Consider the following 23,771-nt stretch of genomic DNA (forward strand, 5'->3'; position numbering starts at 1 on the left):
CAAAAACGGCATGGCAACAGGTGAGCGTCGTTGGCACCGTGGGCGCGGTCCGGCCGGGAACCTGCACCTGGCCCAAGCCTGACGCGGCACGCGATCCGGTGTACGGATGGGCGGGTGCCGCGCTGCAACGCTCCTCGGGCCAAAGCCCGGGATTCTACGGCGGCTGGCGGCGGCCTGCAGTGCGGGTTTTACGCCCGCATTCGGGGCAGGCCTGCACAAAGCCATGCGGCACTGCACCAAAGCGCGGCAGCGCGGGCCGCCGGCGGCGCCTTCGGGGCGGATTGTCGATACCCCATCGCCCCGGATTCTTTGCAGCGCCTGAGGACAACGCTCCTTTTTTTGCATCTGGCACGCAATTCGCTATCTGCTGGGTACGTGGTCTGACCAGTCAGGCCAAAACCCTCCACCCGCGCCAGCCCATGCAAAGCATTCCGATCTCGATGGCCCAGACGCTGCAGCAGCACATCCTGAGCGGCCACTACCCCGGCGGCAGCCAGCTGCCGCCGCAGCGCGAGCTGGCCCGGCAGCTGGGCATCAGCCGCGCTTCGCTGCGCGAGGCACTGTCCATGCTGGAGGCCCTGGGCCTGGTCGAGATCCAGCCGGGCAAGGGCGTGCGCATCAACGGCCCGCACAGCGGCCGTGCACGCATGCACCGCGCCTATGCCACCCCGGCGCTGGGCACGCTGTCGCCGCGCCAGCTGATCGAGCTGCGCCTGGTGCTGGAGCCCGGCTGGGCCGCGCTGGCGGCCGTGCGCGCCGACGACAGCGGCCTGCGCCAGCTGCAATGGACCCAGTCCCAGCTGGCCCACGCACTGGCCCGCAGCGACCTGCTGGCCGCCGCCGACGCCGATCTGCAGTTCCACCTGCTGCTGGCCCAGCTGTCGGGCAACCCGGGCCTGGTGGCCATGGCGCGCCAGCTGGAACTGGCCATCAGCCACAGCCTGCGCCTGCCCTTTGCCTGGAGCGGCGCCGACGACCAGCCCGTGCGCGAGCACGACGCCATCGTGCAGGCCGTCTGCGCGGGCGATGCACCGGGTGCCGCGGGCGCCATGCGCGCCCACCTGCTGTCGGCCGCAAGGCGCAGCGGCATCGATCTCGACACACCGGACGACGCGACGGCGCCCGACGCAACAGCGCCCGATACATCTGCGCCCGACCCTGACCCGCTTTCCTTTCGCCTCACCCCACCTTCCGAAGGAGCTTTCGCATGACTTCCCCCCTGACACCCCGCCGCGCATTCATCCGCACCGCCCTGGCGGCCGCCACCCTGGCCGCTGCCGGCCTGGGCGGCGCAGCCCATGCCGACATGCTGGCCAACATCCAGAAGGCCGGCGTGCTGCGCGTGGCGATTCCGCAGGACTTCCCGCCCTTCGGCTCGCTGGGCACCGACCTGAAGCTGCAGGGCTATGACATCGACATGGCCGCCCTGGTCGCCCAGGAGCTGGGCGTGAAGGTGGAGCTGGTGCCCGTGACCAGCACCAACCGCATCCCCTTCCTGACCACAGGCAAGGCCGACATCGTCATCTCCAGCCTGGGCAAGAACGCCGAGCGCGCCAAGGTGATCGACTTCACCCAGGCCTATGCGCCCTTCCCCAAGAGCGTCTACGGCCCCAAGGACGTGAGCATCAAGGCCCCTGCCGACCTGGCCGGCAAGACCGTGGGCGTGACGCGCGGCTCCACCGAGGACCTGGCCCTCACGCAGGTGGCGCCGGCCTCGGCCACCATCAAGCGCTACGAGGACAACAACGCCACCGCGCAAAGCTATCTGACGGGCCAGGTGCAGCTGGTGACGCTGGGCAACATCGTGGCCAACGCCGTCAACGAGCGCACCAGGCTGCGCCAGCTGGACGCGAAGTTCGCGGTCGAGGACACGCCCTGCTACATCGGCGTGGCCAAGGGCGAGCCGGCGCTGCTGCAGAAGGTGGACGCCATCATCACCAAGCTCAAGGCCGACGGCCGCCTGGGCAACCTGTCCCAGCGCTGGATGAAGATGCCGCTGCCCGCCACCCTGTAACCGCTGCGCCCCTGTTCCCGGAAATCCTTCCATGGCCTATCAATTCGACTTCGGCGCCGTGTTCGACTACAGCGGCCTGCTGGCACAGGGCGCAGGCTTCACGCTGGCGCTGACGGCAGCGGGCGCCGTGCTGGGCGGCGCCATCGGCGTGGCCGGCGGCGTCAGCCGCGCCTGGCGCATTGCGCCGCTGCACTGGCTGTTCAAGGTGTACGTGGAGGGCATACGCAACACGCCCTTCCTGGTGCAGCTGATGTTCGTGTTCTTCGGCCTGCCTTCGCTGGGCGTGCAGATCAACGAATGGCAGGCCTGCCTGTTGACCACGGTGATCAACCTGGGCGCCTACATCACCGAGATCGTGCGCGCCGGCATCCAGGAGACGCCGCGCGGCCAGCTGGAAGCCGCTGGCGCGCTGGGCATGGGCCGCTGGGCGGTCTTCCGCCATGTGGTGCTGCGCCCTGCGCTGCAGCGGGTCTGGCCCTCGCTGAGCAGCCAGATCGTGATCGTGATGCTGGGCACCTCGGTGGTCTCGCAGATCGCCGCCCAGGACCTGACCTTCGCCGCCAACTTCATCCAGTCGCGCAACTTCCGCGCGTTCGAGACCTACCTGGTGGTGACGGCGGCGTACTTCGTGCTGGCCCTGGCACTGCGCCAGTTGCTGGCCTGGATAGGCCAGCGCTTCGTGGTGGGCCGCCGCACGCCGCGTGCAGCCCGGCCCGCTGCACCCGCTGCACCTGCAACCACTGCCGGAGACGCCGCATGATTGCCGACATTCCCCTGCTGCCCATCCTGGCCAAGCTGGCCGAGGGCCTGCTGGCCACGCTGGCGCTGTCGCTGCTGGCCTTCGTGCTGGGCGGCGCCACCGGATTGCTGGTGCTGTTCGCCCGCGTGGGCCGCAGCCAGAACCTGCGCCGCCTGGCCAAGGCCTATATCCAGGCCTTCCAGAACACGCCGCTGCTGATGCAGATGTTCATCGTGTTCTTCGGCTCGTCCATGGCCGGCCTGGACATCTCGCCCTGGACGGCGGCCGCCATCGGCCTGACGCTGTACACCAGCGCCTACCTGGCCGAGGTCTGGCGCGGCTGCGTGGAGTCCATCCCCAGCGGCCAGTGGGAAGCCTCGTCCAGCCTGGCCATGGGCTACCTGCAGCAGATGCGCCATGTGGTGCTGCCGCAGGCGCTGCGCCTGTCGATAGCGCCCACGGTCGGCTTCTCGGTGCAGATCATCAAGGGCACGGCCGTGGCCTCGATCATCGGCTTCAGCGAGCTGACCAAGCTCGGCTCCATGCTGGCCAACGCCACCTTCCAGCCCTTCCTCATCTACGGCCTGGTCGCCGCAGGCTACTTCCTGCTGTGCTGGCCCCTGTCCCTCTACGCATCCCATCTGGAGAAGAAACTCTATGCCGCTCGTTGATGTGCGCGCCGTTCACAAGCATTACGGCAACAACCATGTGCTCAAGGGCGTGGACCTGAGCGTGGACAGCGGCCAGGTGGTCGCCATCATCGGCCGCAGCGGCTCGGGCAAGAGCACGCTGCTGCGCTCCATCAACGGGCTGGAGGCCATCCAGTCCGGCCAGATCGTGGTGGACGACGCCGTGCTCAAGGGCTCGGAGGGCAGTGCGCCCTCGCCCGCCCAGCTGCGCGCGCTGCGCCTGAACGTGGGCATGGTGTTCCAGCAGTTCAACCTGTTCCCCCACCTGACGGCGGGCGAGAACGTGGCCCTGTCGCCCACCGTGGTCAAGGGCGTGAAAAAGCCCGAGGCGGCGGCGCTGGCGCGCCAGATGCTGGCCAAGGTCGGCCTGGGCGACAAGTACGACAGCTACCCCGACCAGCTCAGCGGCGGCCAGCAGCAGCGCGTGGCCATTGCACGCGCGCTGGCCATGCAGCCCAAGGTGCTGCTGTGCGACGAGATCACCTCGGCCCTGGACCCGGAGCTGGTCAACGAGGTGCTGGCCGTGGTCAAGCAGCTCGCCGCCGAGGGCATGACGCTGATCATGGTCACGCACGAGATGCGCTTTGCCCGCGACGTGGGCGACCAGCTGGTGTTCATGCACCAGGGCCTGATCCACGAAAGCGGCCCGGCCAAGCAGCTGTTCGCCAACCCGCAGACGCCGGAGCTGGCCGGCTTCATCGGCGCGGTGCACTGAGCGGGACGGCCAGGCAGGACAAAGGCCCGCATCGCGGGCCTTTTTTGCATTGGCGCGGCGCAGGGGCCGCGGTCAGTGGCTGATCATCCAGGGCCGCTTGGTCGGGAAGGTCTTGGCGCCGTTGGGCGCCGTGACCGTGGAGCCGCGCTTGCTGGCGCCGCTGCAGCAGCCGCAGCCCGAAGGGTGGCGCATGCGCGCGTAGCTGCCCTCGGCCACATCACGTGAGCGCCTGGGCTCGTGCCGGGCGCGCTCGTTGGTGTCATGGGCGCGGCGCTGCTCGGGGCTGGTGCAGGCCAGGCGCGGCGCGCTGACGAAGACGCGGGGCGAGGCCGCCTCGCAGCTGGGGCAGGGCGCGGGCTCGTTGCGCTGCGAGAGGCTGCGCAGCGCGTCGAAGCCGCCGCATGCGGTGCAGTGGTAGTCATAGGTGGGCATGGGCGGCCTCTGGCGGATGGTGGATAGCGGGTGTCGTATGTCGGGCTTACTTGTCCTGGGCGATGGGCAGGTCCACCCCGCCCGTGATGATCTTCTGTGGTCCCTCGGCCGTGGGATTGATGTCGAAGTCGAAGATCTCCGTGGGCAGCCACAGCGTGGCGCAGGCATTGGGCACGTCCACCACGCCGCTGATGTGGCCCTGCACGGGCGCCGTGCCCAGCAGCGAGTAGGCCTGGGCGCCGCTGTAGCCGAATTTCTTCAGGTACTCGATGGCGTTCAGGCAGGCCTGGCGGTAGGCCACGGTCACGTCCAGGTAGTGCTGCTTGCCCTTTTCATCCACCGAGATGCCTTCGAAGATCAGGTAGTCCTTGTAGTTGGGCGTCATGGGGCTGGGCTTGAAGATAGGGTTCTTGATGCCGTACTTGGCCATGCCGCCCTTGATCAGCGAGACCTTCATGTGCACCCAGCCGGCCATCTCGATGGCACCGCAGAAGGTGATCTCGCCATCGCCCTGGCTGAAGTGCAGGTCGCCCACGCTCAGGCCCGCGCCATCCACGTAGACGGGGAAGAACACGCGCGAGCCGCGCGAGAGGTCCTTGATGTCGCAGTTGCCGCCGTGCTCGCGCGGCGGCACGGTGCGTGCGCCTTCGGCGGCGGCCTTGTCGCGCGCCTCGCCCTGCATTTGGCCCATGTGGGCGGTGGTGGCGTTGGGCGGGTTGGCCAGGCCGGGAATGCGGTCGGGATCGGTGGCGATGAGGCCGGTCTCGCGCTCATTCCAGCTGGCCAGCATCTTGGGGTCGGGCAGGCAGCCGATCAGTCCCGGGTGGATGAGGCCTGCGAAGTTGACGCCGGGGATGTGGCGGCTCTTGGTGAACATGCCGTGGAAGTCCCAGATGGACTTCTGGGCCAGCGGGAAATGCTCGTCCAGGAAGCCGCCGCCATTCTGCTTGGAGAAAAAGCCGTTGAAGCCCCAGAGGCTGTCGTCGCGCGCGCCGATGTCCAGCAGGTCCACCACCAGCAGGTCGCCGGGCTGCGCGCCCTTCACGCCCACGGGGCCGGACAGGAAGTGGACGGTGGACAGGTCCACGTCGCGCACGTCTTCGGCGCTGTCGTCGTTCTTGATGGCGCCGCCGGTCCAGTCATAGGTCTCCAGCTTGAACTCCGCGCCCGGCTCCACCCAGACCGCCATGGGGATGTCGGGATGCCAGCGGTTGTGCACCTGCGGGTTGTCGTAGGGGGACTGGTTGAGATCGACCTTGATCAGGGTTTCGGCCATGGTGTGCTCCTTGCGATGGCAGTGGGAAAAAACGGATCAGACGGAGAGGTAGGACTTGATGCGCTGCTCGTCGGTATCTGCTCTGGCCGTCTCATGGACCAGGCGGCCGCCCTCGATGACGAACAGCCGGTCAGCCACATCCATTGCGAAGGAAAGCACCTGCTCGCTGACCACGATGGTGATGCGGCGCAGCTTGCGGATCTCGTTGAGCGCCTTGGCGATGTCCTTGATGATGGAAGGCTGTATGCCCTCGGTGGGCTCGTCCAGCAGCAGCACCTTGGGGTCGGTGACCAGGGCGCGCGCAATGGCCAGCTGCTGCTGCTGCCCGCCCGAGAGGTTGCCGCCCTTGCGCCGGCGCATGTCCCAGAGCACGGGGAACAGGGCGTAGATGTCGTCGGGCACCTGGCGCGTCTTCGCGTTCTCCAGGCCCGTCTGTATGTTCTCTTCCACGGTCAGCGTGGGGAAGATCATGCGGCCCTGGGGCACGTAGGCAATGCCCTTGGCCACGCGCCGGAAGCTCTCGTCCTTCGTGACGTCCTGGCCGGCCACGGTGATCTGGCCGCTCTTGGCGGGCATGACGCCCATCAGGCTTTTGAACAGCGTGGTCTTGCCCATGCCGTTGCGGCCCATGATGGCCACGGTTTCGTTCTCGCGGCCCTCGAAGCTGATGCCGTGCAGCGCCTCGCTCTGGCCATAGGCCACGTACAGATCCTTGACTTGCAGCATGTGAATTCCTTGTGCGTGCCTCAGTGGCCGAGGTAGACGTCGATGACCTTGGGGTCGGCCTGCACCTTGTCCATGGGACCCTCGGCGAGGATCTTTCCCTGGTGCATGACGGTGACCTTGTGCGCGATGCGCGCCACGAACTCCATGTCGTGCTCGATGACGATGACGGAGCGGTTCTTGCAGATGCGCTGCAGCAGCTCGGCCGTCAGCTCGCGCTCGCGGGCGCTCATGCCGGCGATGGGCTCGTCCAGCATCAGCAGCTCGGGCTCCTGCATGAGCAGCATGCCGATCTCCAGCCACTGCTTCTGGCCATGGCTGAGCAGGCCGGCCTCGGTGTCCAGGCGCTCGTCCAGGCCGATGTCGGCGGCCACGGCCTGCACGCGATCGCGCACCGCCTCCGTGCACTTGAAGGCCAGCGCGCCGAAGACCGAGCGGCCTTGCGGGTAGGAGACCTCCAGGTTCTGGAAGACCGAGAGGTTCTCGTAGATGGACGGCGTCTGGAACTTGCGCCCGATCCCCAGGCGCACGCGCTTGTGCTCGGCCATGCGCGTGAGTTCCTCGTTCTTGAACTTGATGCTGCCGGCCGTGGCGCGGGTCTTGCCGCAGATCAGGTCCAGCAGCGTGGTCTTGCCCGCGCCGTTGGGGCCGATGATGACGCGCAGCTCGTTCTTGTCGATGTACAGGTTCAGCGCGTCGATGGCCTTGAAGCCGTCGAAGGAGACCGTCAGGTCTTCCACGGCCAGCGTGAAGTCGGTATTGCTCATGGTGTGCTCCCGCTGTGGTTCAGGCGCCCTGGCGGCCCATGCCTTCGGACAGGGCGGACGTGGGCTTGGTGGCGGCCGGGGCCGGGGCAGGTGCTGCCTGGGCTCCCTGCGCTGCGGCAGGCGCTGCGCCAGGTGCCGTGCCCTTGCGGCGGCTGTTCCACCACGGAACGATGCGGCTTTCCCACAGGCCGGCCAGACCCATCGGGAAGGCCATGGTCACGCCGATGAACAGGCCCGCCATGAGGAACAGCCACAGGTCCGGGAAGCTCTCCGAGAAATAGGTCTTGCCCGCGTTGACCAGCAGCGTGCCGTACACGGCGCCCACCAGGCTCATGCGCCCGCCCACGGCGGCGTAGATGACCATCTCGATGGAGGGCACGATGCCCACGAAGCTGGGCGACATGAAGCCCACCTGCAGCGTGAACATGGCGCCGCCTATGCCCGACAGCGCAGCGGCCAGGCAGAACACGAAGACCTTGAAGTTGGCCACGTCGTAGCCGGAAAAGCGCACGCGGTCTTCCTTGTCGCGCATGGCCAGCAGCAGGGTGCCCACCTTGCCCGTCTGTATCCAGCGGCACAGCACGATGGCACCGATCAGCAGGGCCACGCAGACGTAGTAGAGGATGTACTTGGCGCTGTCCGTGCGCGTGTCCCAGCCCCACAGGGTCTTGAGGTCGGTCATGCCGTTGACGCCGCCCGTGTAGCCCTGCTGGCCGATGATGAGCACGGTGACGATCAGCGCCACGGCCTGCGTGATGATGGCGAAGTACACCCCGCCCACGCGGCGCTTGAACATGGCGAAGCTGATGAGCCAGGCCAGCAGCGTGGGCACGGCGATGACGGCGGCCAGCGAGAACGGCAGGCTCTTGAAGGGCAGCCAGAACGAGGGCAGCTCGGTCAGCTGGTTCCAGTCCATGAAGTCGGGGATGCCGGGCGTGGACTGGATCTTGGTGCTGATGGGGTCGGACGCCTCCAGCTTCAGGAACATGGCCATGGCGTAGCCGCCCAGGCCGAAGAACACGCCCTGGCCCAGGCTGAGCACGCCGCCATAGCCCCAGACCATGACCAGGCCGATGGCGACGAAGGCATAGGTCAGGTACTTGCCGACCAGGTTGAGGCGGAAGATGTCCAGCGCCAGGGGCAGCACCACCGCCAGCAGGACGGTGAGCAGCACCAGGCTGGCGAGCTGGTAGCGCTGTATCCAGGCTTTGAGGGCTTGCATGGAATGACTCCGGTGAACTCAGGGGAAATCGGGGGAACGCGGGGGAATTCGTGGACAGGGCCGGCGCCGGGATCAGCGCCGCACCTTGGAAGCGAACAGGCCCTGGGGACGCAGCATCAGGATGAAGACGATCAGCGACAGCGTGATCACCTTGGCCATGGAGCCCGCGAGGAAGAACTCGGTGATGGACTGCGTCTGCGCAATGCCGAAGGCCGAGACCACGGTGCCCAGCAGGCTGGCCGCGCCGCCGAAGGTGACCACCAGGAAGGCGTCCACGATGTACAGCGAGCCCGAGGTGGGGCCGGTGGAGCCGATGGTGGTGAAGGCCGCGCCCGCCACGCCTGCGATGCCGCAGCCGATGGCAAAGGTCAGGCGGTCGGTCTTCTTGGTGTCGATGCCGATGGCATTGGCCATCACGCGGTTGCTGACCGTGGCACGCACGCGCAGGCCCCAGCGGCTCTTGTGCAGCGCGATCAGCACGCCGGCCGTGACCACCGCGGTCAGCGCCAGCACGAACAGGCCGTTGATGGGAATGTCCAGCCCCTCGGCCGGCGCCCACGAGCCCATCAGCCAGTCAGGCAGGGTGGGGCTGACTTCCTTGGGGCCGATGAAGGTGCGAAAGCACTGCTGCAGCGCCAGGCTCACGCCCCAGGTGGCCAGCAGCGTGTCCAGCGGGCGCTTGTAGAGATGGCGGATCAGCCCCCACTCCACCAGCCAGCCGGCCGCGAAGGCGAACAGGAAGGCGGCCACGATGGCCAGCGGGAAGTAGTAGGGCATGAACTCGGGCGCGTGCTGCGCCGTGAGCGTGGAGCCCAGGTAGATGGTGTAGGCGCCAATGGTCATGAACTCGCCATGCGCCATGTTGATTACGCCCATCTGGCCAAAGATGATGCCCAGGCCCAGGCCCATCAGCAGCAGCACGGCGAACAGGCTCAGCCCCGCGAAGCCCTGCATCAGGCCGATGTTCATCATGTCGGAAAAACTCATGGTGCTGCTCCTGCGCGCAAGCCAATCGGGAGAGGGGGAAACGGTTCACGCGGCGGCCCGCCCACCAGGCCGCAGGCCGCCACGCATCACCTGCCTGAACGGATCAGGACTTACTGGTAACCCTTGGGGAAGGGATCGGGTTTGATCAATTCCGGAGATTCCGAGACCACCTTGAACGTGCCGTCCGGCTGCCCCACGGCAATACGCGACTTGCTCCACAGGTGGTGGTTGGCGTCCACCTTCACGTAGCCTTCGGGCGCGGTCTTGAGCTCCAGCCCCGGCGATGCGGCCACCACCTTGTCCACGTCGAAGCTCTTGGCCTTTTCCACGGCGGCCTTCCACAGCCAGGGGCCCAGGTAGCCGGCCTGGGTGACGTCGCCGATGACGGCATTGGGGCCGTACTTGGCCTTGAAGGCGGCCACGAACTTCTTGTTGTTCTCGTTGTCCAGCGTCTGGAAGTACTTCATCGAGGAGTAGAAGCCCGTGAAGTTCTCGCCGCCCACGCCGGTCATCTCGTCCTCGGTCACCGACAGCGTGACCAGCAGTTGCTTGTCACCCGTGATGCCTGCAGCCTTGAGCGCCTTGTAGAAGGCCACGTTGGAGCCGCCCACCACGGCCACGAAGATGCAGTCCGGCTTTTGCAGCTTGATCTTGTTGACCAGCGAGCCGAAGTTGGTGCTGCCCAGCGGGTAGTACTCCTCGCCGACGACCTTGCCCTTCTGGAAGTTCTCGATGTGCTTGCGCGCGATCTTCATGGAGGTGCGCGGCCAGATGTAGTCCGAGCCGATCAGGAAGAAGGTCTTGGCCTTCTTCTCGGCCTTGGCCCAGTCCAGGCTGTACAGGATCTGCTGCGTGGCTTCCTGGCCCGTGTAGATCACGTTCTTGGACTGCTCCAGGCCTTCGTAGAAGGTGGGGTAGTACAGCAGGCCGTTTTCCTTCTCGAACACGGGCAGCACGGCCTTGCGCGAGGCGCTGGTCCAGCAGCCGAAGACGGCGGCGCAGCGGTCGTTGATGAGCAGTTTCTTGGACTTCTCGGCAAAGGTGGGCCAGTCGGAGGCGCCGTCTTCCTTGATCACGCGGATCTTGCGGCCCAGGATGCCGCCCATGGCGTTGATCTGGTCGATGGCCAGTTGCTCGGCCTGGATGGAGCCGGTCTCGGAGATCGCCATGGTGCCCGTGGCCGAGTGCAGCTGGCCCACGACGACTTCGGTATCGGTCACGGCCAGCTTGGTGGTGTTGACCTGGGCCGTGGGCTGGGCGAAGGACCAGGCTGGCAGCCCGGCCACCGAGGCGGCGCCAAGCGCCTGCAGGACGCGGCGGCGGCCCATTTCCGTGCCGGGGGAACCAGGTGTGCGGGGGTCGGAGGGGTGGCTCATGGTGACTCTCCTGTAAGGATCGGTTGGGTGATCTGCAAGTGGCTGAAAACTGGCGTTGCGGTTACGGCTTGTTTCCGCGCTGGGTCCAAGATTAGGAAGAACCCTTGAAACCGCCCATACGTCAATTGACGTAGCCATCTGCGTACGCACCCCGCGCGCTCCTCTTGAAAGCCGCGCCAGCATTGGCCCCGCACGTTTCTTGCTAGACCTGGGAATGCACTCCGCACCCCCGCCCGACAGCCCCGCCAGCACCTCGCCCGCGCCGCAGACCATCTTCCGGTTCCGGCGCGAATACAACGCCTGGGTGGCCGACGAGACCATGGAGGACTACGCGCTGCGCTACACGCCGCGCAGCTTCCGGCGCTGGAGCGAGTTCCGCGTGGCCAACACGGCCTTCGGCTCGCTGTCCTTCCTGGCGCTGGAGGCCATCGGCGGCGCCATTGCCCTGAACTACGGCTTTGCCAACGCCATGTGGGCCATCGTCACCGTGGGGCTGGTGATCTTCCTGACGGGGCTGCCCATCGCCGTCTGCGCGGCGCGCTACGGACTGGACATGGACCTGCTGACGCGGGGCGCGGGATTCGGCTACCTGGGCTCGACCATCACCTCGCTGATCTACGCCGTCTTCACCTTCATCTTCTTCGCGCTGGAGGCGGCCATCATGGCGCTGGCCCTGCAGCTGGTGGTGGACTGGCCGCTGCAGTGGTGCTATGCGCTGTCGGCCCTGGTGGTGCTGCCGCTGGCCATGCGCGGCATCACGCTGATCTCGCGCCTGCAGGCCTGGACGCAGCCGCTGTGGCTGTTCCTGCTGGTGCTGCCTTTCGTGTGGATGGCGCTGTCCCAGCCCCAGCTGTACCGCGACTTTGCCAGCCTCACCGGCCTGCGCTCGGGCAGCAGCCAGTTCGATCCGCTGATGTTCGGCGCGGCGGCGGCCGTGATCTTCGCGCTGGTGGTGCAGATCGGCGAGCAGGTGGACTTCCTGCGCTTTCTGCCGCCGCGCACCCGGGCCAACCGCCTGCGCTGGTGGGGCGCGGTGCTGGTGGCCGGGCCGGGCTGGGCCGTGATGGGCATGCTCAAGATGGCGGGCGGCGCGTTTCTCGCCTTCGCGGCCATGCAGCTGGAAGGGGTGGACGCCTCGCGCGCGGCCGAGCCCACGCAGATGTTCCTGGTGGGCTTCCAGCAGGTGCTGCAGGCCCTGGGCCTGCCGGGGCTGGCCGTGGCGGTGACCGTGGTCTTCGTGGTCATCTCGCAGGTCAAGATCAACGTGACCAATGCCTACGCGGGGTCGCTTGCCTGGTCCAACTTCTTCGCGCGCATCACGCGCAGCCATCCGGGGCGCGTGGTCTGGATGGTGTTCAACGTGGTCATCGCCACCTTGCTGATGACGCTGGGCGTGTTCGGCGCGCTGGAGAAGGTGCTGACCATCTACAGCAACGTGGCCATCGCCTGGGTGGGCGCGCTGGTGGCAGACCTGGTCATCAACAAGCCGCTGGGACTGAGTCCGCCGGGCATCGAGTTCCGCCGCGCCCATCTGTACGACTTCAATCCCGTGGGTCCGGGCGCCATGCTGCTGGCCGCCGCCGTGGCCTGCTGCGCCTATGCGGGCCTGCTGGGCGAGACGGCGGCCGCTTTCTCGCCCTTCATCGCGCTGGCGCTGTCCATGCTGCTGTCGCCGCTGCTGGCCTGGCTGACGGGCGGGCGCTACTACCTGGCGCGGCCCGCAGGCAACCTGTGGAAGCCCGGCGAGACCGTGCGCTGCGCCGTCTGCCAGAAGCATTTCGAATCCGAGGACATGGCGCACTGCCCCGCCTACGGCGCGCCCATCTGCTCGCTGTGCTGCTCGCTGGAGTCGCGCTGCCATGACCGCTGCAAGACCGGATCGCGCGCGGGCGAGCAGTTGCATGCGCTGGCCTCGGCCCTGCTGCCGCCGCGCTGGGCGACCAAGGTGAACTTCCGCGCGGGCCAGTACCTGGTGGTGATGCTGTCGCTGTGCGCGGTGACGGCCTTCATGGTGGGCGTGGTCTACATGCAGGAAAGCCTGCAGGCAGGCAGCGTCGATGGCGGCGCGCTGCGCATCCCCTTCCTCAAGGTCTTCGCGCTGCTGGCCCTGCTGTGCGCCGTGGCCGCCTGGTGGGTGGTGCTGAGCACGGACAGCCGGCGCATGGCGCAGGACGAGTCCGAGCGCCAGAACCAACTGCTGCTGCAGGAGATCGCCGCCCACAAGCGCACCGATGCCGAGCTGCAGGCCGCCAAGGACCATGCCGAGCAGGCCAGCCAGGCCAAGACCCGCTACGTGGCGGGCATGACGCACGAGCTGCGCTCGCCGCTCAACAGCCTGCTGGGCTATACGCAGATCCTGCTCAAGAGCCCGCAGGTCGATGGCTGGGTGCGCGAGACCCTGTCCACCATGCAGCACAGCGGCCAGCACCTGCGCGCGCTGATCGACGAATCGCTGGAGCTGGCCAGCATCGAGGCCGGCCGCCTGCGCCTGGACCTCGCCCCCCTGCCCCTGCCCGCGCTGATCGACGGCATCGAGGCCATGATGCGGCCCCAGGCACAGGCCAGGGGGCTGCAGTTCTCGGTCGAGACGCTGGGCACCATGCCGCGCTGGGTGCGGGCCGACGCCAAGCGGCTGCGCCAGATCCTGATCAACCTGCTGTCCAACGCCGTGCGCTTCACCCAGCACGGCGAGGTGCGGCTGCGCATGGACTTCAGGCCCCATGTCTCGCGCATCGAGGTCATCGATACCGGCATCGGGATCGAACCGCAGGACATGGAGCGCATCTTCGTGCCCTTCGAGCGCGGCAGCGCGGGGCGGCGCGTCAGCGAGGCGGGCACGGGCCTGGGGCTGACCATCACCCACCTGCTGACCGAGCTGATGGGCGGGCAGCTCACCCTGAGCAGCACGCCCGGCGAGGGCAGCTGCTTCACCGTGCGCCTGTACCTGCCCGAGATGGCGCCCGACGCGTCCTGGGTCCCTCCGGGCGCCGCCGCCACGCTGCACACCGTCATCGGCTATCTGCCGCCCCGGCGCACCCTGCTGGTGGTGGACGACCAGCCGCTGCAGCGCCAGCTGCTGGCCGGCCTGCTGCTGCCGCTGGGCTTCGAGATCCGCGAGGCCGCCAGCGGCCGCGAGTGCCTGGAGATCGTGGAGCAAAGCCCGCCCGACCTGGTGCTGCTGGACATCAGCATGGACGACCTGGACGGCTGGCAGACCGCCGCCCTGCTGCGCGCGCGCTGGGATGCGCAGCAGCTGCCCGTGGTCTTCGTCTCGGCCAACCTGTTCGACAACGACCCGCCGCGCCTGGCCGATGCGCGCTGCCAGGGCTTTGTCGCCAAGCCCGTGACCGAGTCCGAGCTGCTGCAGGTGCTCGAGCGCGTGCTGCGGCTGGAATGGGTGCATGACAACCGCCCGCTGCTGCTGCCGGCGCCACGTGCAGAGCAGGCAGAGGCCAAGGCAGAGGAGGCGCCGCCAGCCGCCCCCTTCCCGCCCGACCTGCGTGAAGACCTGGCCCGGCTGGCGCGCTCGGGCCAGGCCACCGCCCTGCGCGAGCGCCTGCGCCAGGCGCGCCAGCAGGCGCCCGCGCATGCCGCGCTGCTCGATGCGCTGCAGGCCTGCGCGAACCGCTTCGACTTCGATGCGCTGGCGCGCATGCTGCCGCGGCCCGAGCAAGAGGATGAAGAAGACGAAGAAAGAGAGGAGACCGATGAATGAGAACCCGCAAAGGCCACAGATGACGACCGCCGACAGCAGCAGCCACCCCAGCCACCCCCCTCACAACGCCCACGTCATCCTCGTGGTGGACGACGCGCTGGACAGCCTGCGCATGCTGTGCGACGCGCTGGCCGCCGAAGGCTACGTGGTGCTCGCCGCCCGCGACGCCGACGAGGCCCTGCAGCGCTTCGCCCTCACCGTGCCCGACGGCGTGCTGCTGGACGCCGTCATGCCCGGCATGGACGGCTTCACGCTGTGCCGCACGCTCAAGGCCACGCCGGCCTGGGCCCATGTGCCCGTGGTGTTCATGACCGGCCTGTCTGACACGGACCAGATCATCCGCGGCTTTGCCAGCGGTGGCGTGGACTACGTGGTCAAGCCGCTGCGCATCCCCGAGGTGCTGGTGCGCCTGGCCACCCATGTGCGCAACGCCCGCGCCACGCGCCAGGCGCAGGAGGCCGTGGACGTGGCGGGGCTGGGCGTGGTGGTGCTCGACGGCCAGGGCCGCGTGGCCTGGCGCTCTCCCCAGGCATCGCGCTGGCTGGAGGAGGCCTTTGCGGACCAGCCCTTCCCGCTGGAGGCGGCCGGGGACTGGCTGGCCGGCGCCCGCCAGCCGGATCAGCCCGGCCAGGCGGATCAGGAGGGCCAGCCCACCCCCCAGGATCTGGCGCTGGCCCTGGCCGATGGCCGCCAGCTGCTGGCGCGCCACATGGGCGCCAGCGGCCTGGGGGAGTCGATGGTGCTGCTCAGCCACGAGGCGCCGCAGACGCCTGCCGCGCGCCGGCTGCAGCAGGTGGCGCTCACCCCGCGCGAGACCGAGGTGCTGTCATGGCTGAGCAAGGGCAAGACCAACCGCGACATCGCCGACATCCTGGGCATGAGCCCGCGCACGGTGAACAAGCACCTGGAGCACATCTTCGAGAAACTCGGCGTGGAGACCCGCACGGCCGCCGCCGCCGTGGCCGGTCAATTGCTGCAGGCCGGCTCGCCCTGAGCACGGGGGGCCACCGCAGCGGACGCCGAGGCCGAAGCCGGCAGGCCGAACACATGGTCGAAGCACCAGTTGAAGACATAGGTGTAGACCAGGAAGAAGACCAGCAGGCCGGCCTCCATCACCGTGGCCTCCCACAGCGTGACACCGAACCACCAGGCCATCAGCGGAATCAGCACCATGGCCAGGCCGCCCTCGAAGCCCAGGGCGTGCACCACGCGGCGCATCACCGAGCGGCCCTTGACGCTCTGGCGCGCCTCCCATTGCTCGAACAGGTGGTTGAAGGTCAGGTTCCAGACGATGGCCAGCGTGGAGGCGGCAATCGCCATGCCGCCCGAATGCCCGGCGCTCTGGCCGATGGCCATGAACAGCAGGCTGGAGGCCGCGATGGCGATCAGTTCATACAGGGTCACGAAGACCACTTTGCGCTTGGGCCCCTGGAGGCCCTTTTTGTGTGTCTGCAAGGTCATAAGGGGCGCAGTTTATTTGTCCGGAATTGAACGTTAAAGTCAGATTCTTTCAATAAAACTGACAGGTTCCCGCCATGTCCTTCCCCGCTGACCAGGTGCCGCTGTTCCTTGCCGTGCTAGACCACGGTTCGTTTTCTGCCGCCGCACGCCGGCTGGGGCGGGTGCCCTCGGCCGTGAGCATGGCCATCGCCCAGCTGGAGGCGGAGCTGGACCTGCAGCTGTTCGACCGCAGCGGCCGCGAGCCCCGGCCCACGGCGGCGGCGCGCGCACTGGAGCCCCAGGCCCGGCTGCTGGCCGCCCAGCTGCAGCAGCTCAACCACCAGGCGCTGGCCCTGCACCAGGGACTGGAGGAGCGGCTGACCCTGGTGATCGCGCCCGAGCTGCTGTCCACGGCCTGGGCCGCGCCACTGCAGCCGCTGGTCGAGGAATTCCCGGGGCTGGAGGTGGAGGTGCTGGTGGCCGCCCAGGTCGATGCGCTCAAGGAACTGCATTCGGGCCGCGCGCATCTGGCCCTGGTCTTCGAGCGCCCGGCCATCGACGGCCGCGAGGATTTCCAGGAGATGGGTCAGGAAACCATGGTCGCCGTGATGGCGGCCAGGCACCCGCTGGCCCGGCAACTGGGCGTGGACGGGCAGCAACGCCTGGACGTGGGCCAGCTGGCCGGCGCGCGCCAGATCCTGCTGGCCAGCCGCGACCTGGCCCATACCGATCCGCGCTTCGTGTTCTCGCACCAGCTGTGGCGCACGGACAGCCATCTGGCGGCCCTGTCGCTGGTCTCGGCCGGCCTGGGCTGGGGGTGGCTGCCCTTCAGCGTCGCCGAGCCCCTGCTGCAAACGGGCGCGCTGCTGCGCATCCCGCTGTGCAACATCAGCAACGGCACCCAGCTGTTCGTCGACTGGGTGTGGTCCAAGGAGCGCCCGCTGGGGCTGGCGGCGCGGCGGTTCGTGGAGCAGCTGCAGGTGCCGGTGCGGCTGGAGCCGGACAGCGATGCGGATCGCATCGGGTAGCATCTCTCGCCATATCGGATCAAGAATCCACATCTCCAGCAGCAGGTCACACAAGAGGAAGGGAAAACATGTTCTTTGATCATCAGCACAGCAAAACCGCCATCGCACTGGCTTTGGGCGCCGTCCTGGCCGGTTGCGGCGGCGGTGGAGGCGGCGGGCCGTCCGGCCCGTCTTCCCAGTTGACGGCCGCCTGCTCGGGTACGGCCTGCGGCGCGGCCAATGCCACCACCTATTCGGGCCAGGGCGTGGGCGTCTGGAGCTACACCAACACCACGCAGGCCGAGCAGCAGATCCCTGTGGCGCTGACCAACCTGGGCAGCAAGCAGGTCACGCTGATCTACACCAACAACGGCGACGCCAGCGTGCCCATGCCCGCCCTGACGCTGACACCGCCCGCGGCGACCACCGCCACGGCCCAGAAAAGCCTCAGCGCCGCACCCGCAACGGGCAACCAGATTCCCGAGCGCATCCGCAACTTCAAGCCCCGCCTGACGGCAGCGGACACGCAGGCGCGGCAATCCATCAAGCCGCAGGCAGCGGCCATCCTGCCCGTGGGCAGCCAGCGCAGCTGGTTCGTGGAAACCGGCAGCTCGAAGATCGAGACCCGCCAGGCCACGCTCAGGCGCCAGGCCAGCGTGCCCACGCCCACCGGCACCCGCACCATCAACGTCTGGCTGGAAGACAGCGAGTACGACGCGGCCAAGGTCAGCGATGCCATGCTCGACACGCTGGTACAGCGATTCACCAGCGGCTCCGACGCGGTCTACCCCCTGATCACCGGACTGTCTGGCGAGCCCTGGGGAGCACACTCCTACGGCGACCTCATCGACCCCGACCAGCCCCTGGACATCGTGTTCGTGAATTTCGTGCCGGACCGCACTCCGTACGGGCTGCTGGGCTATTTCTGGTCTCTGAACAACTTCAAGGCGGACCCTGCAGATCCCGATGTCAAGTACAGCAACCAATCGCTGTCCTTCTATATGGACACGGAGACGCTGTACCTGGACCCTGCCGCCGGCATGACCAACCAGATCAGCACGCTGTCCCATGAGTTCGTCCACATGACGAACTTCTACCGCCGCAGCGTCCAGCTGTCCAAGCCGGGAACCGACTACGCGTTCGACACCTTCCTGGAGGAAATGAGCGCCATGATGGGCGAAGACATCGTGGCCCAGCGCGTCACGCCCGGCTTCAACTCCATCGCCAGCGGACGCGTCCCCTCCTGGCTGTCCCGCTCGGGCTTCAACTGCGATCCGGCCGCCTGGAGCGCCGACACCGCCGCGCCTTGCTTTGGCTACGACGTCAACGGCAGCCTGGGCGCCTATCTGGTGCGCCAGTACGGCGTGGGCTTCTACAAGCAGCTGCTGAGCAACACCACGTCCACCGATTCGCTGCAGGTCCTGGGCAATGCCATCCAGCAGGCCGGCGGTCCCACGCTGCCCGTTGCCGTCCAGCGCTGGGGCGCGAACATCGCCCTGCTGCCCGCAGACAGCCCCAGCGGCTTTGGCTGGCCTGCGCGCACGGAGCAGGGCTTCACCCTGGCGGCGATCAACGGCAGCAGCCTGGCGTCTTCCCGGGTCCTGCCCACCACGGTGCCGGTGAACCTCAATGCGCGCGGCCATTTCCCCTTCCTGCGTCAGCCTGATGCGCAAGGCACCTACCAGGAACAGCTGCGTGTTCCGGCAGGCAGCACGCTGACAGCCGTCGTACGCTGAACGCCATGAACCACGCACACCCGACTGCTTCCGCCCGCGGCCTGCGCCGCAGTCTGCCGCTGCTGCTGGCCAGCGGCCTGGCCCTGCTGAGCGCCTGCTCGGCCCCGGCTTCGCCCGCCGCCAGCGCGGCTGCGCCAGCCTCGGGCGCGGCGGCCGAACCGGGCCAGCCCCTGACCCTGCAAGGCCGTCTGGTGCTGCGTGGCAATGCGCCCCATGAGCAGCCCGTGCTGCAGACCGCCTCCGGCGAGACCTGGCAGCTCCAGGGCCTGAGCGCCGAGCAGGTCACGCAGTGGCAGCGGCAGAACGTGGAGGTCCGGGGCCAGCCCGGCCCCAGGCCCGCCGCTGGCGCCGCGCCTTCGATGGTGTCGCCGCAGCTACAGGTGCAAGCCATTCGCGCCCAGCCCTGACCTTCCCCGCTCACCCACCGCTCAAGCCATGGACGCCTTCAACCCTTTCTCCAGCCGCGATGCGGCCGTGCAAAAGCTCTGGGAGCAGTGGCAGCCGCGCTCCGCCAAGTCCGACAAGGACAAGCCGATTGCCCTGGCCGACTTCGACCCGGGCGCCAAGCCCTTTTCCAACGGCAACGGCAAGACCGAGGACAAGGCCGCCGTAGAGGCCCTGGCCGAAGAGATCGACGCGCTGCAGAACCTGCTGTACGCCGACCGCCGCTACAAGCTGCTGGTCGTGCTGCAGGGCACGGACACGGCGGGCAAGGACGGCACCATCCGTGGCGTCTTCGGCCGCACCAGCGCCCTGGGCATGAACGCCGTGGGTTGGAAGGCGCCAACCGATGCGGAGCGCGCGCACGACTACCTGTGGCGCATCCACCAGCGCGTGCCGGGGGCGGGCGAGATCACGGTCTTCAACCGCAGCCACTATGAGGATGTGCTGGTGCCCGTGGTCAACGGCTGGATCACGCCCGAGCAGCAGCGCCAGCGCTTTGCCCACATCAACGACTTCGAGCGCATGCTCAGCGAGACAGGCACCGTGGTCGTCAAGTTCCTGCTGCACATCAGCGCCGACGAGCAGCGCGCGCGCCTGCAGGAGCGCCTGGACGACCCGGCCAAGCACTGGAAGTTCGACGAGAACGACATGAAGGTGCGCACGCAGTGGAAGGACTACCAGCAGGCCTACGGCCAGTTGCTGGGCGCCACGCACACACCCTGGGCGCCCTGGACCATCGTGCCCGCGGATTCCAAGACGCATCGCAACCTCATGATCGCCACCTTGCTGCGCGAGGTGATGCGCAACCTGGACCTGCGCTTTCCGCCCGGCGATCCGGCCCTCAAGGACTACAAGATCACCTGATCACTCGATGGCCTGCCTGAAGCCTCACAGCTGCAGGCGGGCCTCGGCAATGCCGTCCAGCTCGGCCACCACCAGGTCACCGGCCTGGGCAAAGGCCAGGCCATTCCACGTGCCCGTAGTCACCACCGTGCCTGCGGGCACGCTGCCATAGCGGCGCACCAGTTCCTGCAGCCAGCCGGCCAGCAGCCACAGCGGGTCGCCCAGCGGATGCGTTCCGGTGAACGCCTGCAGCGGCGCCGCGCCCACGCGCAGCCGGCAGACCTGGGCAGACCAGTCCCGCGGCGACTCGCGCGGCAGCAGCCGCGAAGCGTCCTGCCAAGGTCCCAGCACCAGCGCGCCATGGCACAGGCCGTCGGCGGCCAGCAGCAGCGGCGGTGCCTTCAGATGCTGGCGCCAGCGCGTATCCACCACCTCGATGGCGGCGGTGATGCCGTCGATCAGCTCCAGGCCCTCGCCGGGCTGCAGGGCGGCGGCCATCTCGGCCGTCACCTCGCGGCCCAGGCGCAGGGCGATCTCGGCTTCGATGCCGCGCAGGTGCAGCGGCGCGCCGCCAGCGACCGAGGGGCTGGCCCAGACGCCTTCTTCGGGCAGCGGCGCATGGGTCAGCGGGGCATCGCGGCGCGGCGCGCCAGACTTCCAATAGCCCGGCACGCGGCCCGGTCCCTGCTGGCTGCCGGCCACGCGCCAGCCCAGGGCGGGCGCCATGGCGGCCTGCACGGCCTGTGCATCTGCGGGCGTGCGCACCACGTCGGCCCAATCGTCGGCATCCAGCAATTCGCCGCTGTGGCGTGCCTGGAGCAGCGCATGGGCCAAGGCTGTGGGAGTGCGGGGCGTATTCGTCATGGAGCGGCTTTCCTGGAGTGCATCGGTGGGTCTCAAGCGGCCCCGATTGTCCGCTGGACAAGGCGCTCCCAGGGTTATGCATTAAATGCATAAGGCTCTCGCTCATAAGGCGTTGGACAGCGCATAGCCCCGGGAATAAGCTCAAAACCCTCAGACAACTCTTGTGTGGAACCACCATGCAGCAACCCGCTTCGGCCGGCGTTACCAACCACGCCATCCCTTCCTACCTGCAGGCCGATCACCTCGGCCCCTGGGGCAACTACCTGCAGCAGGTCGATCGCGTCACGCCCTATCTGGGCCATCTCGCCCGCTGGGTCGAAACCCTCAAGCGCCCCAAGCGCATCCTGATCGTCGATGTGCCGATCGAGCTGGACAACGGCACCATCGCCCACTACGAAGGCTACCGCGTGCAGCACAACCTGAGCCGCGGCCCCGGCAAGGGCGGCGTGCGTTTCCACCAGGACGTGACCCTGTCCGAAGTCATGGCCCTGTCGGCCTGGATGTCGGTTAAGAACGCGGCCGTCAACGTGCCCTACGGCGGCGCCAAGGGCGGCATCCGTGTCGATCCCAAGACGCTGTCGCGCGGTGAGCTGGAGCGCCTGACGCGCCGCTACACCAGCGAGATCGGCCTGCTGATCGGCCCCTCCAAGGACATCCCCGCGCCTGACGTCAACACCAATGGCCAGATCATGGCCTGGATGATGGACACGTACTCCATGAACACCGGCGCCACCGCCACCGGCGTGGTCACGGGCAAGCCCGTGGACCTGGGCGGCTCGCTGGGCCGCGTCGAGGCCACCGGCCGCGGCGTGTTCACCGTGGGCGTGGAAGCGGCCAAGCTGACCGGCCTGTCGGTCCAGGGTGCGCGCATCGCCGTGCAGGGCTTCGGCAACGTGGGCGGCACGGCGGGCAAGCTGTTCGCCGACGTGGGCGCCAAGGTCGTGGCCGTGCAGGACCACACCGGCACCATCCACAACGCCAATGGCCTGGATGTGCCGGCCCTGCTGGCCCACGTGGCCGCCAAGGGCGGCGTGGGCGGCTTTGACGGCGCCGAGGCCATGGACGCTGCCGACTTCTGGAGCGTGGACTGCGACATCCTGATCCCCGCCGCACTGGAAGGCCAGATCACCAAGGACAACGCCGGCAAGATCAAGGCCAAGATGGTGATCGAGGGCGCCAACGGCCCCACCACCACCGAGGCCGACGACATCCTGACCGAAAAGGGCGTGCTGGTGCTGCCCGACGTGCTGGCCAATGCCGGCGGCGTGACGGTGAGCTACTTCGAATGGGTGCAGGACTTCTCCAGCTTCTTCTGGAGCGAGGACGAGATCAACGCCCGCCTGGTGCGCATCATGCAGGACGCCTTCGCGGCCATCTGGCAGGTGGCCCAGCAGCACGGCGTGACGCTGCGCACCGCCACCTTCATCGTGGCCTGCCAGCGCATCCTGCATGCGCGCGAAATGCGGGGACTGTATCCTTGATCACCCCCTGAGGCGCTGACGCGCCTTCCCCCTCTCTGCTTGCTTCGCAAGGGAGGGGGACGACACCCTCGCGGCGGGGCGGCCCTTGCTCGGTGTCCCTGACTTGGGCCGCGCCAGTTTCATGCGCTGTGCATTCTGCGAAAAAGAAAAGGCGCTTCGGCGCCTTTTTTCTTGTGGCCGCCTTTTCGGCAACGGGTTAGCACCCGTTCCAGCAGGCCTAAGCGCGGGTTTCCGAATGGCGAAGCGGATCTCCAGTCAAACCCTGGTGCCCTGGGGCCCAGGGTTTTCTATCGTTGCGGGCAGTGAACTGGAGACTGCCCATGACCGTCCGCCGCAGCCTGCTGGCCTTGCTGGCCGCTTTGCCTTTTTTCTCCCTGGCTCCTGCCGCCGCGCTGGCGGCGGCCTGGCCTGAACGCCCCATCACCATCGTGGTGCCGGCCGCCGCAGGCGGCACCACGGACATTGCAGCGCGCGTGCTGGCCGAGAAGATGGGCAAGGACCTGGGCACCTCGGTGGTGGTGGAGAACAAGGGCGGTGGCGGCGGCAGCATCGGCACGGCCCAGGTGGCGCGCGCCAGGCCTGATGGCTACACGCTGCTCATGGGCAACATCGGCCCGGTGGCCATCAATTTCAGTCTGTACAAGCAGCTCAGCTACAAGGAAAGCGATCTGCGCGGCATCACCAATGTGATCTCCGTGCCCAATATCCTCGTGGTCCATGCGGATTCGCCCGTGCGCAGCGTGCGCGAGCTGGTGGAGCTGGCCAGGACCCGGCGCCTGAACGTGTCCACGTCGGGCGTGGGCCAGTCGCCGCACATGTCCTCGGAGATGTTCCGCCAGAAGGCCGGCATCGAGGTCACGCTCGTGCCCTTTCCCGGGGCCGCGCCTGCGGTCACGGCGCTGCTGGGCCAGCAGGTGGACTACATGATCGACAACCTGCCCAGCTCCATGCCGCACATCAGGAGCGGCAAGTTCCGTGCGCTGGCCATCACCAGCGCCACGCGCTCGGCCCAGTTGCCCGAGGTGCCCACCATGACCGAGGCCGGCGTGCCCATGCAGGTCACGGCCTGGTTCGGGCTGCTGGCCCCTGCCGGCACGCCTGATGCCGTGGTCGGCCGCATCCAGGAATCTGCGCGGCGCGCCATGCAGACGGCCGAGGTGCGCCAGCGCTTTGCCGACCTGGGCGGCGTGCCCGGTGGCGAGACACCGGCCGAGTACGACGCCTTCATCGCCCAGGAACGCAAGAGCTGGGCCCAGATCGTCAAGGCCGCAGGCCTGTCGCTGGAATAGTTCTCCCCTCCC

Annotated in this window: 22 protein-coding genes and 1 riboswitch; of the genes, 13 read left to right on the forward strand and 9 right to left on the reverse strand. The window is 68.0% G+C overall.

Annotated features, from left to right (window positions below; all coding sequences use genetic code 11):
* Positions 1-15: 15 nt before the first annotated feature.
* A riboswitch (S-adenosyl-L-homocysteine riboswitch) is annotated at positions 16-142 on the reverse strand.
* Positions 143-419: 277 nt separating this feature from the next.
* From LGR64_RS27015 to LGR64_RS27035, 5 genes are read left to right on the forward strand one after another with little or no spacing between them, the layout of a single operon-like run.
* Complete coding sequence (locus tag LGR64_RS27015) at positions 420-1,211, forward strand: FadR/GntR family transcriptional regulator (protein WP_099732517.1); 792 nt, start codon at positions 420-422, stop codon at positions 1,209-1,211.
* Positions 1,208-2,014: a transporter substrate-binding domain-containing protein gene (locus tag LGR64_RS27020; protein WP_230357369.1), complete on the forward strand. Its 807-nt coding sequence runs from the start codon at positions 1,208-1,210 to the stop codon at positions 2,012-2,014. Before LGR64_RS27015 ends, LGR64_RS27020 begins: the two co-directional genes overlap by 4 nt.
* A gap of 31 nt (positions 2,015-2,045) precedes the next feature.
* Positions 2,046-2,774, forward strand: coding sequence for an amino acid ABC transporter permease (locus LGR64_RS27025; RefSeq protein WP_016448704.1), 729 nt, complete (start codon positions 2,046-2,048; stop codon positions 2,772-2,774).
* Positions 2,771-3,424, forward strand: a complete 654-nt coding sequence (locus LGR64_RS27030; RefSeq protein WP_012202167.1) for an amino acid ABC transporter permease — start codon at positions 2,771-2,773, stop codon at positions 3,422-3,424. The genes LGR64_RS27025 and LGR64_RS27030 overlap by 4 nt, the downstream gene beginning before the upstream one ends.
* Positions 3,411-4,157: an amino acid ABC transporter ATP-binding protein gene (locus tag LGR64_RS27035; protein ID WP_012202166.1), complete on the forward strand. Its 747-nt coding sequence runs from the start codon at positions 3,411-3,413 to the stop codon at positions 4,155-4,157. The genes LGR64_RS27030 and LGR64_RS27035 overlap by 14 nt, the downstream gene beginning before the upstream one ends.
* Before the next feature lie 72 nt (positions 4,158-4,229).
* Here LGR64_RS27035 and LGR64_RS27040 read toward each other — a convergent pair whose 3' ends face one another.
* The 7 genes from LGR64_RS27040 to urtA form a co-directional block, all read right to left on the reverse strand.
* Entirely contained in the window at positions 4,230-4,589 is a 360-nt protein-coding gene (locus LGR64_RS27040; protein ID WP_012202165.1) for an FmdB family zinc ribbon protein, read from the reverse strand.
* Between the two features lie 46 nt (positions 4,590-4,635).
* On the reverse strand, positions 4,636-5,865 hold the full coding sequence (fmdA, locus tag LGR64_RS27045; RefSeq protein ID WP_013800108.1) for a formamidase: 1,230 nt from the start codon (positions 5,863-5,865) through the stop codon (positions 4,636-4,638).
* 36 nt (positions 5,866-5,901) lie between these two features.
* Positions 5,902-6,591 (reverse strand): urea ABC transporter ATP-binding subunit UrtE, encoded by a 690-nt coding sequence (gene urtE / locus LGR64_RS27050; protein ID WP_012202163.1) that lies wholly within the window; start codon positions 6,589-6,591, stop codon positions 5,902-5,904.
* Between the two features lie 20 nt (positions 6,592-6,611).
* Positions 6,612-7,355 carry an urea ABC transporter ATP-binding protein UrtD gene (urtD, locus tag LGR64_RS27055; protein WP_012202162.1) on the reverse strand — a complete coding sequence of 248 codons (744 nt, stop codon included), beginning with the start codon at positions 7,353-7,355 and terminating at the stop codon, positions 6,612-6,614.
* A gap of 19 nt (positions 7,356-7,374) precedes the next feature.
* Entirely contained in the window at positions 7,375-8,577 is a 1,203-nt protein-coding gene (gene urtC, locus LGR64_RS27060; protein ID WP_141832868.1) for an urea ABC transporter permease subunit UrtC, read from the reverse strand.
* Between the two features lie 72 nt (positions 8,578-8,649).
* Positions 8,650-9,564 carry an urea ABC transporter permease subunit UrtB gene (gene urtB, locus LGR64_RS27065; RefSeq protein ID WP_141832870.1) on the reverse strand — a complete coding sequence of 305 codons (915 nt, stop codon included), beginning with the start codon at positions 9,562-9,564 and terminating at the stop codon, positions 8,650-8,652.
* A gap of 110 nt (positions 9,565-9,674) precedes the next feature.
* On the reverse strand, positions 9,675-10,940 hold the full coding sequence (gene urtA, locus LGR64_RS27070; RefSeq protein WP_012202159.1) for an urea ABC transporter substrate-binding protein: 1,266 nt from the start codon (positions 10,938-10,940) through the stop codon (positions 9,675-9,677).
* Positions 10,941-11,154: 214 nt separating this feature from the next.
* On the opposite strand from urtA, the gene LGR64_RS27075 reads away from it, so the two are divergent.
* The gene (locus LGR64_RS27075) at positions 11,155-14,655 is read left to right on the forward strand and encodes a hybrid sensor histidine kinase/response regulator (RefSeq protein ID WP_141832872.1); all 3,501 of its coding nucleotides are present in this window, start codon (positions 11,155-11,157) and stop codon (positions 14,653-14,655) included.
* A 19-nt stretch (positions 14,656-14,674) separates the two neighbouring features.
* Positions 14,675-15,649 carry a response regulator transcription factor gene (locus LGR64_RS27080; RefSeq protein WP_230357370.1) on the forward strand — a complete coding sequence of 325 codons (975 nt, stop codon included), beginning with the start codon at positions 14,675-14,677 and terminating at the stop codon, positions 15,647-15,649.
* Here LGR64_RS27080 and LGR64_RS27085 read toward each other — a convergent pair.
* Positions 15,622-16,116 carry a PACE efflux transporter gene (locus LGR64_RS27085; protein WP_012202156.1) on the reverse strand — a complete coding sequence of 165 codons (495 nt, stop codon included), beginning with the start codon at positions 16,114-16,116 and terminating at the stop codon, positions 15,622-15,624. The genes LGR64_RS27080 and LGR64_RS27085 overlap by 28 nt on opposite strands.
* Before the next feature lie 74 nt (positions 16,117-16,190).
* On the opposite strand from LGR64_RS27085, the gene LGR64_RS27090 reads away from it, so the two are divergent.
* The 4 genes from LGR64_RS27090 (at position 16,191) to LGR64_RS27105 (ending at position 20,146) form a co-directional block, all read left to right on the forward strand.
* On the forward strand, positions 16,191-17,123 hold the full coding sequence (locus LGR64_RS27090; RefSeq protein ID WP_123694984.1) for a LysR family transcriptional regulator: 933 nt from the start codon (positions 16,191-16,193) through the stop codon (positions 17,121-17,123).
* A 68-nt stretch (positions 17,124-17,191) separates the two neighbouring features.
* Entirely contained in the window at positions 17,192-18,838 is a 1,647-nt protein-coding gene (locus LGR64_RS27095) for a M30 family zinc metallopeptidase (protein WP_141832876.1), read from the forward strand.
* A 5-nt stretch (positions 18,839-18,843) separates the two neighbouring features.
* Positions 18,844-19,245: a hypothetical protein gene (locus LGR64_RS27100; RefSeq protein ID WP_141832878.1), complete on the forward strand. Its 402-nt coding sequence runs from the start codon at positions 18,844-18,846 to the stop codon at positions 19,243-19,245.
* A gap of 28 nt (positions 19,246-19,273) precedes the next feature.
* The gene (locus LGR64_RS27105) at positions 19,274-20,146 is read left to right on the forward strand and encodes a PPK2 family polyphosphate kinase (RefSeq protein WP_043823254.1); all 873 of its coding nucleotides are present in this window, start codon (positions 19,274-19,276) and stop codon (positions 20,144-20,146) included.
* A gap of 24 nt (positions 20,147-20,170) precedes the next feature.
* On the opposite strand, the gene LGR64_RS27110 is transcribed toward LGR64_RS27105, so the two are convergent.
* On the reverse strand, positions 20,171-20,989 hold the full coding sequence (locus tag LGR64_RS27110; RefSeq protein WP_141832880.1) for a fumarylacetoacetate hydrolase family protein: 819 nt from the start codon (positions 20,987-20,989) through the stop codon (positions 20,171-20,173).
* A 176-nt stretch (positions 20,990-21,165) separates the two neighbouring features.
* Between LGR64_RS27110 and LGR64_RS27115 the strand changes: the two genes are divergently transcribed.
* On the forward strand, positions 21,166-22,470 hold the full coding sequence (locus LGR64_RS27115) for a Glu/Leu/Phe/Val family dehydrogenase (protein ID WP_013800098.1): 1,305 nt from the start codon (positions 21,166-21,168) through the stop codon (positions 22,468-22,470).
* Positions 22,471-22,790: 320 nt separating this feature from the next.
* A complete protein-coding gene (locus tag LGR64_RS27120; RefSeq protein ID WP_141832882.1) occupies positions 22,791-23,759 on the forward strand; it encodes a Bug family tripartite tricarboxylate transporter substrate binding protein in 969 nt (322 codons plus the stop codon).
* The last annotated feature ends 12 nt before the right edge of the window (positions 23,760-23,771 follow it).

It is taken from the genome of Delftia sp. Lp-1, from assembly GCF_020523835.1.
GTDB lineage: Bacteria > Pseudomonadota > Gammaproteobacteria > Burkholderiales > Burkholderiaceae_C > Comamonas > Comamonas acidovorans.

Coding starts and splice junctions, on each gene's coding strand:
- LGR64_RS27030 (WP_012202167.1), top strand. CDS start 2,771: ATGATTGCCGACATTCCCCTGCTGCCCATCCTGGCCAAGCTGGCCGAG.
- LGR64_RS27035 (WP_012202166.1), top strand. CDS start 3,411: ATGCCGCTCGTTGATGTGCGCGCCGTTCACAAGCATTACGGCAACAAC.
- LGR64_RS27080 (WP_230357370.1), top strand. CDS start 14,675: ATGACGACCGCCGACAGCAGCAGCCACCCCAGCCACCCCCCTCACAAC.
- LGR64_RS27105 (WP_043823254.1), top strand. CDS start 19,274: ATGGACGCCTTCAACCCTTTCTCCAGCCGCGATGCGGCCGTGCAAAAG.
- LGR64_RS27100 (WP_141832878.1), top strand. CDS start 18,844: ATGAACCACGCACACCCGACTGCTTCCGCCCGCGGCCTGCGCCGCAGT.
- LGR64_RS27040 (WP_012202165.1), bottom strand. CDS start 4,589: ATGCCCACCTATGACTACCACTGCACCGCATGCGGCGGCTTCGACGCG.
- LGR64_RS27115 (WP_013800098.1), top strand. CDS start 21,166: ATGCAGCAACCCGCTTCGGCCGGCGTTACCAACCACGCCATCCCTTCC.
- urtC (WP_141832868.1), bottom strand. CDS start 8,577: ATGCAAGCCCTCAAAGCCTGGATACAGCGCTACCAGCTCGCCAGCCTG.
- LGR64_RS27075 (WP_141832872.1), top strand. CDS start 11,155: ATGCACTCCGCACCCCCGCCCGACAGCCCCGCCAGCACCTCGCCCGCG.
- fmdA (WP_013800108.1), bottom strand. CDS start 5,865: ATGGCCGAAACCCTGATCAAGGTCGATCTCAACCAGTCCCCCTACGAC.
- LGR64_RS27015 (WP_099732517.1), top strand. CDS start 420: ATGCAAAGCATTCCGATCTCGATGGCCCAGACGCTGCAGCAGCACATC.
- LGR64_RS27025 (WP_016448704.1), top strand. CDS start 2,046: ATGGCCTATCAATTCGACTTCGGCGCCGTGTTCGACTACAGCGGCCTG.
- urtD (WP_012202162.1), bottom strand. CDS start 7,355: ATGAGCAATACCGACTTCACGCTGGCCGTGGAAGACCTGACGGTCTCC.
- urtB (WP_141832870.1), bottom strand. CDS start 9,564: ATGAGTTTTTCCGACATGATGAACATCGGCCTGATGCAGGGCTTCGCG.
- LGR64_RS27020 (WP_230357369.1), top strand. CDS start 1,208: ATGACTTCCCCCCTGACACCCCGCCGCGCATTCATCCGCACCGCCCTG.
- LGR64_RS27110 (WP_141832880.1), bottom strand. CDS start 20,989: ATGACGAATACGCCCCGCACTCCCACAGCCTTGGCCCATGCGCTGCTC.
- LGR64_RS27090 (WP_123694984.1), top strand. CDS start 16,191: ATGTCCTTCCCCGCTGACCAGGTGCCGCTGTTCCTTGCCGTGCTAGAC.
- LGR64_RS27085 (WP_012202156.1), bottom strand. CDS start 16,116: ATGACCTTGCAGACACACAAAAAGGGCCTCCAGGGGCCCAAGCGCAAA.
- LGR64_RS27095 (WP_141832876.1), top strand. CDS start 17,192: ATGTTCTTTGATCATCAGCACAGCAAAACCGCCATCGCACTGGCTTTG.
- LGR64_RS27120 (WP_141832882.1), top strand. CDS start 22,791: ATGACCGTCCGCCGCAGCCTGCTGGCCTTGCTGGCCGCTTTGCCTTTT.
- urtE (WP_012202163.1), bottom strand. CDS start 6,591: ATGCTGCAAGTCAAGGATCTGTACGTGGCCTATGGCCAGAGCGAGGCG.
- urtA (WP_012202159.1), bottom strand. CDS start 10,940: ATGAGCCACCCCTCCGACCCCCGCACACCTGGTTCCCCCGGCACGGAA.